Source organism: Erysipelothrix sp. HDW6B (assembly GCF_011301115.1).
GTDB lineage: Bacteria > Bacillota_I > Bacilli_A > Erysipelotrichales > Erysipelotrichaceae > Erysipelothrix > Erysipelothrix anatis.
In genome coordinates this window covers 167568-180918 of the sequence record NZ_CP049860.1, presented here as the reverse complement: position 1 = coordinate 180918, position 13351 = coordinate 167568, and the positions used below count along the sequence as shown (strand labels likewise).

Below are 13351 nucleotides of genomic sequence, written 5' to 3'. Positions count from 1 at the left end.
TTATCGTTTAACCTTTATATCGAAGAAATCCATGACAAGTTCACAGAACATCATGTTTGCCCATGAGAACCACTCACGAGTGAAGTTGGTAGGATTATTGACATCGAAACTTTCGTGCATCATTTTTGTTCCACCATCGGTGGCTACTAGTGTGTTTAGGATTGCTGCTTTTGCATCTTTATCATTGGTTGTTAAGCCTTCGATTGATAATGCGATTGGCCAAATGTAACCTTCTGGGGTATGTGAACTTCCACATCCACGTGCAAATTGTCCTTCATAGAAATATTTATTTTTAGGACTTAATATGTGATCACGCGTATTTTGATACAGAACATCATCGACATCACAGAATCCCAAGTAAGGAGCTGCAAGAAGGCTTGGTACGTTTGGATCATCAATTAATAGGGCATTACCTAAGCCGTCAACTTCATAGGCATAGATATCTTTTTCACCATTTGAGAATACGGCAAAGTCTTCGATACCTTTCTTAATTTCAAGTTTGAGTTGTTGTGCTTGATTTGCTAAGTTTGCATCAACATTTATGGTCGTAAAGATCGTTTCCATATATTCTAGAACAACAACCGCAAACATATTTGATGGTACTAAGTAGTTGTATTCACACGCATCATCACTTGGTCTAAATCCTGACCAAGTCATACCCGTGCGGGCAACTTCACCACCACGACCACCATTGGTTAATGTGTCTTCTTTTCGGTCTGTTGGACGTTCAAAGTTGTATGGGGATTGCGTATGGTCTTGCTCGACTACCCATAAATCAATGACTGTTTGTGCGACTTGTTTGAAGCGATCGTCAAAGATTGTTGCATCTTGTGTATGTTGATAGTAAAGATAAGAAAGTTGAATTGGGTAGCACAATGAATCGATTTCATATTTGCGTTCCCAAATAAGAGGGGTCATGGTTGTATCATCAGTTTGATGACCTGCACCATTCGCATCTTCGTTAAATGCATTGGCATAAGGATCATGTAGAATCATGTCAAATTGACGCGAGATAACACCACGAATCATGGCTTGAATATCTGCATCACGTTCAGCAATGGGAAGATATGGACGTACTTGGGCTGTTGAATCACGAAGCCACATTGCCGGAATATCTCCTGTCAGTACATATGTATCGTCTTCACTGATACGTTTGATTGTTGTAAGCAGTGTATTTGAATACACGTTTTCAAATATTTCTGACCACCCTTTGTGTTCTTCACCACAAAGTTCAGCAATTTCATTCATAAAATCACGTACGGATTTTGGCATTTCTTTATAGACTGTCATAGTTCCTCCTAAAGTTGATATACCAAGATATAGTTACCAGTTACACTTCAATTTTATTCTTTATACAATAGGTTTTTAATGGACAAACTATAGGTCTTTGTGTACGAATTATTGGATTGATTTTTCTTGATATAACAAGTAAAATGTAGATGATATACCAACCAGGAGGCATTATGACCAAACCTCTATACCAAACAATTAAAGAGCACATAAAAAACGACATTTACCATGGCAAATACCACGCTCACGACCAGTTACCAAGTGAGAATGATATTGCTGCCACATTCAATGTCAGTCGTATTACATCAAAACGTGTTTTAAACGACCTTGAGCAAGAAGGCCTTATTTACCGCAAACGTGGTCTTGGAAGTTTTGTAAGTCCAATAGAAAAAATCACGTCTACGCGTGATTTAACCGATATTCTATTTATTATGCCTTTCCCCGATACTTACAGTTTCGGGAATTATACGCAAGGCATTCTTCAAGCACTTCAAGATACACCCTATCGTCTGCAAGTTCAGCAAAACAGCAAAATTTCAGCCGAACAACTTCAAGATATTGCGACAAATTATGCTGGTATTATCTTCTATCCATTCAATAACAATGATATTTTAGAATATGCTTACCCTCTCTATTTGCTCAATGTTCCAACCGTAATCTTAGATAAAGAAGTATCCGGTGTTCCCTTTTCAAGTATTATTTCCAACAACTTTCAAGGGGGATATCTTGCAACACAACACCTGATTGATCAAGAATTAAAAAATATTGCTTACATAAGTACCACACGCATCGAAGATGTTTCATCAGTTCGCGAGCGCTATTTCGGATATCTTAAGGCTCTAAGTGATTCGGGATTGAATCATAATGCCAAACCGATCTATTGTAACTTAACGAAGCATGCAGATGACTTTAAAGATTTGATCCACGATCTGATTGCATCAGAGATCAATGGTATTGTGTGTGAAAACGATATTCTCGCAATTTCTATTATGAATGCCTTAACACATTTGAATTATTCGATTCCACAAGATTTCAAGATTGTTGGTTTCGACAATACCCAGGCTTCACAATTCGTCAATCCGCCACTTACAACCCTTGAACAGAACTTTAAGCAAATTGGGATGCGTGCAATGCAACACTTACTTAAAATTATCCAAGATCCAAACACACCACAAGAACGACTGATTATTGATGTTTCACTCATCAAACGCGAATCTACGCACAATTAGGAGACTTTATGACACACGATACAATTGATACACGCGTCGGGACACAAAACTATCCCGGTTATTCAAACGGTAACACCCTCCCTTTCACCGGAGTTCCCTTTGGCATGAACTACTTTGCACCTCAAAATGATGAAGGGTCATGGTGGTTTAATCCAAGCAAACCATTATTTGCAGGTTTTCGCTGTACTCACCAACCGAGTCCTTGGATGGGTGACTTCAGTAGTTTTTTAATCACTCCTTTTACAACTGATCCACTTATCCGAAGTGTATTTCACCTTCAAAGCAGTTATCGTATTGAAGAAGCTGTATACAATCCAGGATATCTCAAACTTACGAGCCAACGCTATGCCCTTGAATCAGAACTTACTGCATCAACTTACGGAATGAAACTTAAGAACACGAGTTTACGTTCTGAAGCAGTCGGCTTCGTGATATCAGCAATCAAAGGCATCCATGATATACGTATTGACGCAGACACCATTTCATATGCTGTCGTGAATGCTTCGGGATCAGAAGACCCAAACTTCACAATGTATGTGCACATGACGTTAGATGTTCCATTTACTGCTGAAGCAAGTACTTTTGAAGATGGTACTGACATTATCATTATTCGTACAACTTCATCACATCCAACCATTACCGTTGCGACCTCTTTTATCAATTCGCAACAAGCAAGAATCAATGCATCGCGCTTACCATCAACCTTTGAAAGCATGCTAACAAATGCGAAAGATGCATGGGAACAAAAACTTTCCAAAGTTGAAGTAACTCACACTGACCAAGAAGCCGTCAAAATGTTTTATGCGGCACTTTATCGTTGTTTCCTTTTCCCTCAAACATTCTATGAATTGGATGCTAATAACGAACCTATCCACTACAATACAATTACGCAATCGAGTGCACCTGGAGTTTTATTTACCAATAACGGATTCTGGGATACTTATAAATCACTTTTCCCACTCTTTTCTCTTATTGAACCTGAACACTATGAGCTGATGCTTGAAGGTTTCCTCAACAGTTTCCGTGAAGCCGGATACCTTCCCAAATGGCTTTCACCCGATGAACGTGGACTCATGCCTGGCACTCTTGTCGATGCAGTTATCAGTGATGCGCTCACAAAAGGTCTCGCTCACGATAACATTGAGCCATTGTATGAGGCAATGAAGCAATCTGCAACAGTCGAGTCTGAGAATCCACAGTATGGCCGTCGTGCTGTTAATGATTATTGGAAATATGGTTACGTTCCATCATCCTACCATGAAAGTGTCAACCAATCGTTAGACAACAGTTACAGTGACTTTTGTATCGCACAAGTAGCAAAAATGCTTGGACGTACCGATGATTACCAAACATTCATGGATAGTTCAAAAAATTATGCACAGCTCTTTGATTCAAACTCAGGATTGATGCGCGCGAAAGATACAGAAGGCAACTTCAGTGATTCATTTAGCGATATAGAATGGGGACATGCGTATACCGAAGGTTCCTCTTGGCAAAACTCTTGGGCTGTCTATCACGACTTTGCCGGTCTAATTAAGTTATATGATTCAAAACAAGCATATCTTGATAAAATTACCCATCTTGTGAACCAAAAACCGTACTTCACATCAGGAAGTTATGGCTTTGAAATTCACGAAATGAGCGAAGTTGCTGCGATTGATTTTGGCCAAATGGCAATCTCAAACCAACCAAGTTTCCATATTCCTTATCTGTTCACGTATGGTGGCGAACCGGCTTCAACACAAGTACTTTTACGAAGCCTCATGCGCGAAACATTCAAGCCTACATTCACAGGTTACCCCGGCGACGAAGACAATGGCAGTATGTCCGCGTGGTATGTCTTCAACGCTATGGGATTCTATCCAGTTAGTCCCGGAACACAAGAATATGTCGTAGGTATTCCTTTCTTTGATACTGTTACAGTAAATCTACCGAATGGTGAAACATTACAAATCAATACTGAAAATAACACGCGTCATCATAATTTCGTTTCCAAGATGATGAAAGATGGTACTGAGTATACACCACTCTATCTCAAACACAGTGACCTTATCCAAGGTACGCGGCTTGATTTCGAGTTAGGAATTGTTCCTCGTCAACATCAATACACGGATGATGAACTTCCGTACTCAATGTCAAAATAAACCAAAAAAGGAAGAACAATGATTGTTCTTCCTTTTTGTTAGTCTAAGTGAAGGACGTCGCCGTTTTTGTGCCACCGTTCACGGAACTCTCGAGGAGAGATTCCGCATTCCTTCTTAAAGTTTTTGTAGAAATATCCAGAGCTTGTATATCCAACAAGTTCCGCTATTTCATTGACATTGTGACTTGATTGCATCAAGAGATTCTGTGCTTTCTTAATACGATGTTGATTTAAATATTGTGAGAAGCTAAGTCCCGTTTCCTTTTTAAAAATTTGTCCGAGATACATCGCATTTAAATGCAATGAGTCTGCGATTGTTCCGATTGTTAAATCATCAGTGTAATTTTGATGAATCATTTGCAGAGCTTTTTGCACGTTTACATTGTATTGTTTGACATCAGTTTGCGCATGATTAACTTCAATTGATGACTCAAGGACATCTAAAATTTCACCGATTGAATTTGCGCCATGTAGCAATTTAAGATTTGAATAGTAATGCTCTGAGGACATGCGATTATAATGACGGTAAATGTCTGAAAAAACAATAAACGCAATATAGCGTATATACTCTGGTTGCGGATTGGTTGCAATCGCCTCATCGATAAGACCCTTCATCTCTTCACGAATTCCTGCACCATCGCCTAAAGCAAGTGACTGATGAAATTTCTCAAACGATATCTTGGCATTCATTTCGATGCTCGTACTATCTTTAATACTTTGATCACGCAAGTACGAATCATCGTCATAAAACTCAACAATTTCCAAAAGTGCTGAGGCGTGGTCATAACTACGATGAATTTGATCAAACTTTACAAACAAATCGCCAATCGCAATCTTTTCATCTTCTTTTATAATGAGATGAATGATTCCCTTACGAACCTGATCAAAACGTAGGTTAGATCCCTCAACAACAATGTACAGTTCCTCCCCCATATAAGCATAGTATGGAATCATCATCTCTTTCATGAAGTGATTCCAAACTGCTTTACGGGCTTCAGTTACGCCACCAATCGCAATCACCGAATACAAATCTGTTAATTCTAGACGATGTCCTAATTGTTTTAAGATACGACGTAAATCAACGGAATCAATCTCCCCCGTTAACCAACGAATAATTGTATTCCTAAAGAGAATTTCATCGCCTTGCTCGTGATACTTTTCTTCATCGAGTTTTTGAACTATTTTACGAATCGATCCATTCAACTCAACCGTATCAATTGGTTTAAGGATGAAATTTTCAGCACCAAGGCGAATCCCCTCTTTGACATACTCAAACTCTTGATACCCTGACAAAATAATAAAGTTGAAGTTGATGTCTTCCTCCTGCGATTGTGCGACAAACTCAATACCCGTCATTACGGGCATACTCACATCCGTAATAACAATATCTACAGGATTTTCGCGAACATAATCCAAAGCATCGATGCCATCATCAAAGGTTCCTACTAATTCAATACCAAGTTGCTCCCATTGAATTAGCTTTTGTAACCCCTGTAAAATCATATACTCATCATCAATTAAGATTACTTTATACATCCGATTCCTCCTCTATAAAACTAATTAAAACCTCAAATCCTCCATTATCACTATGTGCGACTTCCATACGGTAGTCATTGTCTTTGTAGAATACTTTCAATCGTTCATGAACATTCACAAGCCCTACTGACTTGTCATTATCCAAATCAAATTCCGATTCTTGCAAGCGTCGACGAATTGTCGCTAAGACTTCATCCGTGACCCCTCGACCATTATCCGATACTTTAATATGAATTCGTTTATTGTCTTTGTAAACTGCAACTTTAATGGCGTTATCAACACGACGATAGTTTACACCGTGTACAAAATAGTTTTCAATCAAAGGTTGCAGCGTAAATTTAGGAATACTAATCATTTCAAAATTTTCTGCAACATCAAATTTATAAGCAATCTTATTGGGATATCGCATTTGATGAAGATAGACGTACTTTTCAACAAATTCCAGTTCTTTCGCTAACGTCGTTGTCTTCTCTAACGAAATGTTGTTGCGAAGCAATGTAGAGAATGTGTAGACAATATCCGCTAACTCATTAACACCTTCTGAGACAGCATACATACGAATAAATTCTAATGTATTGTATAAGAAATGAGGATTGATTTGTGATTGTAAGGCACGCATATTAATATCCTGTTGGCGAATCTCCATCTGATAAATTTGTTTAACATATCGATTCATACTGTCCAACGTCTCATTAATTGCCTGGGAAATCGTAAGAAGCTCATCCTCTTTATTTTGAATTTCAATACGATCCGAAACATTACCACGACGCACGCGTTCCATGGTTCCCAACACATCGTTCACTTGTGTATCATAACGTCCAAATGTCCTGAACAAGACAAACAGTAGAATCACAATTAAGAACGTCCCTCCCGCAGTAATCAACGCATATGTAGAGAATGACTTCATAAAGATATCGTGCTTATCAGCAGCTACAATGAGTACCGAACCATCTGATAACTCAACACGATTATAGACATACTGTTCAAATATCGCTGAATCTAAGGGTGAACGGGTTTCATACTGCGTCTTGATGTGTTCTTGTAAGACATCACCATTCCCCATATTGTATTGATATTGAATATTTCCCGTACTCGAAAGTAGGAATACAATAGGTTCTACAAAGCGTTGCTCCTGTTGCACAATCGTATCAAATACCGAGTAATCAATGTATAGATAGATATTTCCGAGCGGTAGGTATGCATCATAATTAATAATCGGTCTGGAAAAGACCATGTAATCAGAGATATCAGGTAATTGCTCTGGTTTACTCCCCATTTTGTTCTCTCGGCTTGAATGATATATATCATTGGTTGCCTCAAGCGAAATTACAAACCCTTCAATCGCATCGTAGCGTTCGTAGAGTTTTTCGACATCACGCGGAAAAAGTTGGAACTGTGGACGTCCCAACTGTTGCGTATAATACTTACTAAAATCCATATAAAAGTAATCACGCATACTATCAAGACGCGCCTGATCGGGAAAGAGATCATTGATCATACGTCGTAAATCTGTTTGATATCCCCCTGTTACTGCTGATACTTTTTTCGTTATTTGATCCACTTGATTCTGTACTGCCGTTCGATCGGATTGTGTTGTTGCATAACTCACCATCAACGAAAAGATGAGTATAACGACAATCAGTATCGCGGCATAGGTATGAATCAAACGTTTCATTAGGCTTTTCTTTTGCATAACTATCCGATGTGCTCATCAATGGTTACAATCATTGGCTTCCCAATTCGGGACACTAATACTGTAATCATACCGATTGTTAAGAATGGTAAAAGACCCATATATTTCGACGTAATAAACCCTACCACAATCATTGCTAGCAATAATTTTAAGACACTAAAGAAGTTCCCCATGACTGCGATTGCACTTAGCTTCAATAAGTTTTTATATGAAATTTCAAAATTATTATCAATTAAGACCGCATATAAATATGCACAGACTGTTAGTACAAATGCGGCAGCAATCAAGAATTGAACGAATAAAATTGCGATACCTCTAATTTGTACTGCAAGGTACATATTGTATGCCAAAACTGCGATAATCAAAAAATATGTATAGAATATCATATTTCCTCTTTTAAAATTACTTACAAAGAGTGTACCAATCTGCTTCCAACGCATATCACGATGCGTCCATTCATGATCGGTGTACAACTGAATAACACTTGAGAACGCAGGACCAATGCCTAGAACGACTCCACCCATCATCGTCATAATCCAAAACATTAACGATAATTTGATCAATACATATATTCGGTCAAAAAAATCACTTACATAGGTTCCCATAATCATCATCTTCCTTACTTCTATAATTATATACTATTTTTGATGATAGCGCTTTACGAAGAAAAAGGAGAGGGTCAATGCCCCCTCCTTCATTTGATCATTAAGCTTTTTTGCTAAATTCGTCAAATTGTTTTTGCATTTCTTTTTGAATCGTTTCGTATCCTGCTTCTTTTAATTTAGCAATGAATGTTGGAACGACTTCATCAGGGTTAACTGTACCTGTGTGTAATACTGCATAGTATTCATCAACAACGTTTGTAACGTTACTGATTTCTGTCTTAACTGAATCTGTAACAAAGTTGAATCCTAAGATTGGTGAAACTGTAGCTGCTTTAGTATCTGCTTCACGTTTTTCAATCATTTCTGTTGTTACATTTTCTGGTTGAAGTAATAATTCTGAGTTTCCTGTATTCCATGCTGCCATGTGGAAACCTTCTTTATATCCATCTAAGAATTTGAGGTGTTTATCCCCTACTTTTTCCCATGATTCGCCTTCAATACCGTATACTAATGTATTCATCATTTCAGCATTTGTGTTCAAGAGGTTTAACCATTTAACTGCTGCTTCTTTATTTTTTGAGTTTTGAGCAACAACGAAGTTAGCCATTTGAGCTTGAGCTGTTGATTTTAAGTTATTGTTTAATGGACGTGATACGATTTTCTTACCAGCAACTTGTGTTAATAAGTTATCACCGTAGTCAGCAGCACCTTGAGTTTCTTGACGCATGAACCATGTGTTGTTGTTCAAGTCGTATGATGTATCGTTTGTTGCTGCATCAGTAGGAATTAATCCTTTGTTGTATAGATCGTGTAATTCACGAAGACGTTGCATACCAACTTCTGTTTCGAATGGGTTGATAATTTGTGTTTGATCACCATCGATGTTTACTGCGAATGGTAGTGCATCACCTAAGATGTAGTCAAAGTTACCTAAGTTAGCTTTGAATGTTTTACCAATTGCGAATGGTACAGTTTGTTGTTCGTTGTCTTTAATTGTTTGTAACATTGGCTCAGCATCTGCATATGTTTTAACATTTGAGATATCTAAGTTATATTTGTCTAAAAGCTCTCCGTTGAATGATAACATTTGAGCCGCAAATACGTTACCGTTTACTGGGAAACCGTATAGTTTTCCGTTAACAACGTTACCGTCGTAGTAAATTGGGTCTACTGAATCAAAGAATTCTTTTGCATGTGTTTTTGCAAGATCTGTTAAGTCAGCATATGCTCCTTTTTGAGCATTAACTGTATAGTTTTGAGCAAATGCGATATCAAATTCATCACCTGCTGTAACCATTACAGACATTTTTTGGTCATAGTCTCCCCAACCAATATATGTGAAGTTAACTTTAACGCCGATTTCTTTCTCTGAAATTGTGTTAATTTTGTCTGTTAACTCTTTAATGTTTTTTGGTGCGTCCCCAATTTGGTAAACTTGTAAAGTTACAGTTTCTCCTGAACCTGTTCCTTCAGCACCTTTCTTTGAACCACAGCCTGTCAACACTAACAAGAATGCTAATGCTACTACTGCAAATTTTAATGCGCCTTTTTTCATGATAGTCCTCCTCTTCCTCTAAAACTTCATAAATAGGCAATATTTTATATCCTCTTATTCCTTAACGCCACCGATAGTCAATCCTGAGACGAAGTATTTTTGGAAGAACGGATATGTAAGTGCAATTGGTAATGTCGAAATTACGACCATTGCCATTCGTGTAGCTTCACGTGGGATTGACATCCCAGCACTGATTCCCGCGTTTCCAACATTCTTCGCGATGTAATCCAAGTTTGATTGGATCTGCATCAACAGATATTGAAGTGGGTATAAGTTATCAGAAGTGATATACAAGAGTGCGTTAAACCAGTCATTCCAGAATCCTAATGCGGCAAATAAGCTGATTGTCGCAATTCCTGGAACTGCAAGTGGCACAACAATCTGTACAAAGATTCGAAGTTCACTTGCACCGTCAATACGGGCTGATTCAATAATGGCATCTGGTACTGTCTTTTTAAAGAAAGTACGCATAACCATAATGTTGAATGGGCTCAGTGCCATTGGCAAAATTAAGGCCCAAATCGAGTTACGAAGTCCCAGCATCTTGGTAACAACCAAGTAGTTTGGAATCATCCCTGCCGAGAATAACATCGTAAGTAATGCAAATTTCGTAAAGAATTTTCGATATTTAAAGTTTTGTCTTGAAATTGCGTATGCATATGTAGAGGTAAATGTTGTATTGATAATTGTACCTACTACAGTAATAAATACGGTAACACCTAATGACGATAGAAGTTGTCCTTTGAATTCGTACAAGTATTTATATCCATCTAAACTAAATTCTCCAGGTATCAATCGATACCCTTGAATCGCTAATGCTGACTCACTGGTAAAGGATACTGCGATAATAAAGAAGAACGGGAATAAACACGATAATGCAATGATTCCAAGGAAGATTGAGAAGAATAGGTCTGTTTTTCTACCAAAACTTCGAACTTCTACACTTGCAATTCGTTTCTTAGTTTTTTTATCCATAATGTCCTCCTAGAATAAGCTTGAATCAGGGTCGAGTTTTCGAACAATTGCGTTCGCTCCTACCAAGATCACCAAACCGACGACAGATTGATAAAGTCCCGCCGCGGACGACATTCCTAAGTCACCCGATGCAGCTAATCCTTTATAGACGAATGTATCGAGAACTTGTGTTACTGGTGTTAATGGTCCTGAATTTCGAGGTACGTTATAGAAGAGACCGAAGTCTGCTCGCATGATATTACCAACTGCGAGAATCATCAAGATACTAATTAATGGGACAATTTGTGGAATTGTAACATGTCGAATTTGTTGCCAACGGTTAGCACCGTCAATTTTAGCTGCTTCATAATATGTTGGATCAATTCCCATGATTGATGCAAAGTAGATAACACTTTGATAACCAAGGTTCTTCCAAATCCCAATAAAGATAATAATAAACGGCCAGTAGGTTGGATCTGTATACCAATTAATTGGCGACGATCCCATATTTACCATCACGCGGTTTACAATACCCTTGTCAGGGCTAAGGAAGGAATATACGAAGGATGAAATTATGATCCATGAGATAAAATATGGGAACATCATTGCCGTTTGGTACGTTTTCACGCGGCGTTTATTCCGTAACATACTCATGACTATAGCGAGGGCAACAGCACAGGCTGTACCAATCACTATGAATCCCAGGTTGTAGAGTACGGTATTACGGGTTATGATCCATGCATTATCGGAACTAAATAGGAACTCAAAGTTCTTAAGTCCTACCCATTCACTTTCGTAAAGACTTCGTAAGAATCCACCATCGCTGGAGAATCGGAAGTCTTTGAATGCGACTACGTTTCCGAATACCGGAATGTAGAAGAAGAAAATCATCCAAAGCGCACCAGGTAATGCCATTAGTAGCAAGACCCAATTCTTGCGCATGTCTTTTATAAACTGTTTCATCATCTATCACCCCAGTTGTTATACAGTTTGCCTTGTGACACCCTAATTGTACCGCTTACATTTTGTTTAATATAGGGACAAAATATATGTAAAAAAGCACAAACTATAGATTTTACACGTAGAATACATATATTTAGTCGCTCCATAATTTACCTCCAAACGCTTCAATTAATGGTGTAATCATGGCTAATACAGCTGTCTGCGACAGTGCATTAGGGTCATCACACCAGACCGCAAAGAAGCTTCCTAAGTATTGCTCTGACGTGTCTAGCATGACTTGATCACGCTGCTCAGAAGCAAGTTCATGGCGTAATGGAAATACATGTGGCTCAAAAGAAGCCTGTATTTTATCTACCGTTGGATACGTATATCCTGCTTTTTCACCCAATACAAAATAGAGATATTGGTCCATAAAATTAAGTACTTTATGCTTATGTTTGATAAACGTTTCTACCGGTGCCATGTATTGATTCCAACTCGTCCAATATGTGACTTGAACATGTTTATCCAGCTTAACAATGGGTTTCTGATTCGTTCGATACAAACCATCATTCCAAACACGAACTTCTTTTTTATATTCGTAGACGTAGTTTGCAATATCGTTGATGTAATCAATATAGGTATCAACACCCGTCGCATCAGGACTAATGTGAGCTTTTGCATAGGCTTCAAGCTGCGGATAATCCCCATAATTTTCAAATGGAATAAACTCATCACCACCGATATGAATAATTTGGGATGTATAGAAACACTCCATAACACTCCCTAACATCCCCTTGATGAATCGACGTGCTTTAGGATTCGTAATATCTAAAGCTGTCTCGTTTCCCTTTAATTGGTACTGTGGATAATCTTTAAGGATGTATTTTAAATGTCCAGGTGTATCAAAGGACGGAATTACTTTAATATAAAAGAAATTAGCATAGCGAATGATATCTCGCATCTCAAATGTGGTTAAATGCTCTGGTGAACATAATGATTCATAACCATCCAACGCAAGACGAAAACCTTCATTTTCTGATATATGAATTTGCAAGGTATTCAGTTTTTGTTTGGCCATGACTTCAATCAAATCAAAAAACCACGTTTTCGAGAAATATTTACGTCCCAGATCAATATGAACGCCACGTTCTTGAATCCACGGTTTTTGGTGAATTGCTTCAACGCCTTGAATACGATCCAGTGCGCCATAAAAAGCCATCACGTCAGATGATCCGCGTATCGTGTTACCATTAATGATATATCCTGTTACTGTCGGGTCGATGGCAACATCGAGTACTTCCCGATAATGAGGATATAGTATTTTTATTTTGTCTTCTAACATACTTGACTCCTTTTCTTTTAGTTTAGGTTTTTATGGCGATATCTAACAGTCATAGATTA

General features: G+C 38.1%; 10 protein-coding genes. 2 read left to right on the top strand and 8 right to left on the bottom strand.

The window, feature by feature from the left end; all coding sequences use genetic code 11:
* Entirely contained in the window at positions 1-1290 is a 1290-nt protein-coding gene (locus G7061_RS00890; protein WP_159645212.1) for a glycoside hydrolase family 125 protein, read from the bottom strand.
* A gap of 173 nt (positions 1291-1463) precedes the next feature.
* On the opposite strand from G7061_RS00890, the gene G7061_RS00885 reads away from it, so the two are divergent.
* Both G7061_RS00885 and G7061_RS00880 read left to right on the top strand, forming a co-directional pair.
* Positions 1464-2519 (top strand): substrate-binding domain-containing protein, encoded by a 1056-nt coding sequence (locus tag G7061_RS00885; protein WP_159639901.1) that lies wholly within the window; start codon positions 1464-1466, stop codon positions 2517-2519.
* A gap of 8 nt (positions 2520-2527) precedes the next feature.
* On the top strand, positions 2528-4663 hold the full coding sequence (locus G7061_RS00880; protein ID WP_166118051.1) for a GH92 family glycosyl hydrolase: 2136 nt from the start codon (positions 2528-2530) through the stop codon (positions 4661-4663).
* 38 nt (positions 4664-4701) lie between these two features.
* Here the strand turns inward: G7061_RS00880 and G7061_RS00875 are convergent, their stop codons facing one another.
* The 7 genes from G7061_RS00875 to G7061_RS00845 all read right to left on the bottom strand — a co-directional run bounded on the left by G7061_RS00875 (position 4702) and on the right by G7061_RS00845 (position 13292).
* Positions 4702-6198: a response regulator transcription factor gene (locus G7061_RS00875; protein WP_159639905.1), complete on the bottom strand. Its 1497-nt coding sequence runs from the start codon at positions 6196-6198 to the stop codon at positions 4702-4704.
* Positions 6191-7873: a sensor histidine kinase gene (locus G7061_RS00870; RefSeq protein ID WP_236262182.1), complete on the bottom strand. Its 1683-nt coding sequence runs from the start codon at positions 7871-7873 to the stop codon at positions 6191-6193. The genes G7061_RS00875 and G7061_RS00870 overlap by 8 nt, the downstream gene beginning before the upstream one ends.
* 20 nt (positions 7874-7893) lie before the next feature.
* Positions 7894-8496: a YesL family protein gene (locus tag G7061_RS00865; protein WP_159639909.1), complete on the bottom strand. Its 603-nt coding sequence runs from the start codon at positions 8494-8496 to the stop codon at positions 7894-7896.
* A gap of 100 nt (positions 8497-8596) precedes the next feature.
* A complete protein-coding gene (locus G7061_RS00860) occupies positions 8597-10051 on the bottom strand; it encodes an ABC transporter substrate-binding protein (RefSeq protein ID WP_159634784.1) in 1455 nt (484 codons plus the stop codon).
* Between the two features lie 54 nt (positions 10052-10105).
* A complete protein-coding gene (locus tag G7061_RS00855) occupies positions 10106-11026 on the bottom strand; it encodes a carbohydrate ABC transporter permease (RefSeq protein WP_159634787.1) in 921 nt (306 codons plus the stop codon).
* 9 nt (positions 11027-11035) lie between these two features.
* The gene (locus tag G7061_RS00850; RefSeq protein ID WP_159634790.1) at positions 11036-11968 is read right to left on the bottom strand and encodes a sugar ABC transporter permease; all 933 of its coding nucleotides are present in this window, start codon (positions 11966-11968) and stop codon (positions 11036-11038) included.
* Between the two features lie 133 nt (positions 11969-12101).
* Positions 12102-13292 (bottom strand): family 20 glycosylhydrolase, encoded by a 1191-nt coding sequence (locus G7061_RS00845; RefSeq protein WP_166118050.1) that lies wholly within the window; start codon positions 13290-13292, stop codon positions 12102-12104.
* Positions 13293-13351 lie beyond the last annotated feature (59 nt).

Coding starts and splice junctions, on each gene's coding strand:
- G7061_RS00890 (WP_159645212.1), bottom strand. CDS start 1,290: ATGACAGTCTATAAAGAAATGCCAAAATCCGTACGTGATTTTATGAAT.
- G7061_RS00885 (WP_159639901.1), top strand. CDS start 1,464: ATGACCAAACCTCTATACCAAACAATTAAAGAGCACATAAAAAACGAC.
- G7061_RS00880 (WP_166118051.1), top strand. CDS start 2,528: ATGACACACGATACAATTGATACACGCGTCGGGACACAAAACTATCCC.
- G7061_RS00875 (WP_159639905.1), bottom strand. CDS start 6,198: ATGTATAAAGTAATCTTAATTGATGATGAGTATATGATTTTACAGGGG.
- G7061_RS00870 (WP_236262182.1), bottom strand. CDS start 7,873: ATGAAACGTTTGATTCATACCTATGCCGCGATACTGATTGTCGTTATA.
- G7061_RS00865 (WP_159639909.1), bottom strand. CDS start 8,496: ATGGGAACCTATGTAAGTGATTTTTTTGACCGAATATATGTATTGATC.
- G7061_RS00860 (WP_159634784.1), bottom strand. CDS start 10,051: ATGAAAAAAGGCGCATTAAAATTTGCAGTAGTAGCATTAGCATTCTTG.
- G7061_RS00855 (WP_159634787.1), bottom strand. CDS start 11,026: ATGGATAAAAAAACTAAGAAACGAATTGCAAGTGTAGAAGTTCGAAGT.
- G7061_RS00850 (WP_159634790.1), bottom strand. CDS start 11,968: ATGAAACAGTTTATAAAAGACATGCGCAAGAATTGGGTCTTGCTACTA.
- G7061_RS00845 (WP_166118050.1), bottom strand. CDS start 13,292: ATGTTAGAAGACAAAATAAAAATACTATATCCTCATTATCGGGAAGTA.